The 2506-nt window shown below is 58.7% G+C and carries 2 protein-coding genes and 1 pseudogene; 2 read left to right on the top strand and 1 reads right to left on the bottom strand.

All coding sequences use genetic code 11. From position 1 onward, the window contains the following. Nucleotides 1–649 precede the first annotated feature (649 nt). Nucleotides 650–928 carry a toxin-antitoxin system TumE family protein gene (locus CWO89_RS43065; protein WP_130231810.1) on the top strand — a complete coding sequence of 93 codons (279 nt, stop codon included), beginning with the start codon at nt 650–652 and terminating at the stop codon, nt 926–928. Between the two features lie 3 nt (nt 929–931). Further along, on the top strand, nt 932–1279 hold the full coding sequence (locus CWO89_RS43060) for an HVO_A0114 family putative DNA-binding protein (RefSeq protein WP_130231812.1): 348 nt from the start codon (nt 932–934) through the stop codon (nt 1277–1279). 685 nt (nt 1280–1964) lie between these two features. Here CWO89_RS43060 and CWO89_RS43055 read toward each other — a convergent pair. Next, nucleotides 1965–2506: pseudogene (locus tag CWO89_RS43055) on the bottom strand (ISNCY family transposase); the annotation flags it as partial.

The raw sequence follows: 2506 nt of genomic DNA, 5'->3' as shown, positions 1-2506 counted from the left end.
AACGAGCTGTCAAAATGGACGTCCTTTTTGCCGTCCAATCCCATCCCAAACCTCCGTTCAATCCGGAGGCTTCTTCGCACATCTAATCTAACCCCGAACCCTGGGTATCGGCTTAGCGCTTACGTTGAATTCGAGATCGACGGCGCCCTTCGCGTTTTCCGACGCTGAGGTCCAAGTGCTGGAAGCCTGGCTCAGCAGACAGCTCGATGCGTTGTTTGGGAGTGCCCACTCGCCACGAAATGGCACCGCCGGACCCGATGAGGCGATGAAGCGCCCGATGCGGAAGCAAGGATAGTGCTCGATGGTCAACATGACCACCAAGGGCGACGCCTCCACTCTTACTCAGGTCAGAAATATAGGCGACATTGTTGCGGCGTTGGTATGCTATCGGCATGAAACGCGACGGCCGACAACTTGACCATCGAACCCTGGAAGAAATCCGCATGATGGCGACCCGCGCACAAGAAGGCGGATCGAGTCCGCGCCCAGCTCGCCGACATCGGCAACAGACCAGCTTTGGTGCGTTCCTGCTTCAAGCATCCAGATGTCGCCTATATTTCTGACCTATGAGTAAAACAAATCCATCGTAATTGTTGGTGTTGATGTATTCATTGACATCACGCTCATCTTGACGTAACAACTTCCATCAATGGCCAAAGCCCGTAAAATCACGCGAACCCGGCTTGTCGTCAGCCCCGGATTTGCCGAGCTGGTTGTGTGGGAAGTTCCCGAGCCCGTCTCGGGCAGTCCGCATAGCTACAAATACCGGCTCGCCTATGTGGTGAACGGCGTCTGCCGCGTGCGTTACGACAATGAGCGCGGCAAGGGCGATCATCGCCACCTGGATGGCAAGGAAAGCTCTTATGCGTTTCGTGGGCTGGAGCGGCTGCTGGCGGATTTTTGGCGTGACGTGAATAAACGGAGATAGAACATGCGGACGGTTATCCTGGGCGTCGAGACACAAAGCGACCTGACGCGCCGCATCCTGGCGACTGCGCACGGGCAGCGTAAGGCTGGCGACGACCGAATTTCATTCGAGAGCGTCAGCGACCTTTGGCGGGTGCTGGCGCCCAAACGCATGGAGATCGTGCGAGTTATGACCGGAGCCGGCCCGCTGACAATCCGGGAAGTCGCGCGTCGGGTCGACCGCGACTTCAAGGGGGTCCACTCCGACGTGACGCTGCTGCTGGGCGCGGGGATTTTGGAGCGGACGGAAAGTGGGGGCGTGGAATTTCCCTATGACCGCGTTCATGTCGAGTTCGACGTGATGGCGGCGTGACGTCCCCGCCCGCGTCAATCGTAAGATTGAAACAGCGCAATAAGACAAAATCGCGCGGGACTGTAGAGATTCGTCAATGACTCGGAACGTGCAATCAAGAACAAGTCTTGCCGCAACGGGCTGCCCCACGCCATTGAGAGCCGCGGTTTATCTGAGCTCCAGCTGCTGACTCGCATCCTCCGCGAGCCATAGGAGGGGCACATGTGAATGTCTTTAGGGTCGCACTCGACTGCAGCCGTATCGCTACCCTGCGTCCTGCGTTTCCTCAAGCTTCCGAAAGATTCACCGGCTCCTGCGGGAGACCCGGTCAAGGCGGAAGTTTCGGGAAACGGCGGCAGAGACCAAGTTCACGCGACGATGCCTAGTGGACCTGAATTTGGCTTCTTGGCCGAGGCAGGGCGGTCCGCTCCTCCGGCTCAACCGCTTGAGAGATTCTTCACGGCCGACGAAATAGCCCAAGCTATCCCGGACCCGAAATAGAGGGAGATTGCTCTCTTCTACCACCGGCGGAAGTAAGCTGTTGGAACCCGATAGACAAGTCGCAGTTTGTGCTCGTTAGAAATGTCACCAGCTGGTACGGCGAGGAGGGCGCACGGCGCGGAGCTGGCCGGGATTGCGAAGTGGCGGGCGCCCGTATGACAATACCTTGATAGGGACGACTTGATCGGGCGGCCGCCCAGGGCTCTCAACCGGCCTTGAACATGCTTTTGCCCTGGCCCCGCCGGCGCGGGGCTTTCTGCTGCGATTGGTATCCAGCAGCTTCTGCTGCTCGGCAATGTAAGCCAGCACAGGCCCCAGCCGCTTGCTCTCGACAATGGCGGCCTGGTCGACCTGCTGCAGCTTGTCGAAGGTGCGGTAGGGCAACTCGCGACCGTTATGTTTGATCGCCAGGCGACCGTCCGGATAATCAAACACCATGACCCGTTGGCGAGCGAGCGGCCGGGTGATCTCGGTCGGCTCGAGAATGAAGAGCAACCTTGTCGTATTGCAGGGTCAGGCTGTGCGAAACAGTGCGCTCTTCCTTCCAGGCAAAAGCGTCATCAACGTCGTCGTGCTCGGCCAACAGCCGATGCACATCCTTGTCGTTGAAGGGTGCCTTGGCAAACCGTCGATTGTAATCCTCCATGAACGGCGGCAGAAACGCATTGCCGGCCTCCATCGTCGAGAGTCCTGCAAGCCGCATCTCCTTGACCAGTCGATCCTGCAGCGTGCCATTGGCGCGCTCCA

The sequence above is a fragment of the Bradyrhizobium sp. Leo170 genome, assembly GCF_004296405.1.
Taxonomy (GTDB): Bacteria; Pseudomonadota; Alphaproteobacteria; order Rhizobiales; family Xanthobacteraceae; genus Bradyrhizobium.
The sequence above is the reverse complement of the archived record's forward strand: the minus strand, read 5'-3'. Positions and strand labels throughout refer to the sequence as shown.

Coding starts and splice junctions, on each gene's coding strand:
- CWO89_RS43065 (WP_130231810.1), top strand. CDS start 650: ATGGCCAAAGCCCGTAAAATCACGCGAACCCGGCTTGTCGTCAGCCCC.
- CWO89_RS43060 (WP_130231812.1), top strand. CDS start 932: ATGCGGACGGTTATCCTGGGCGTCGAGACACAAAGCGACCTGACGCGC.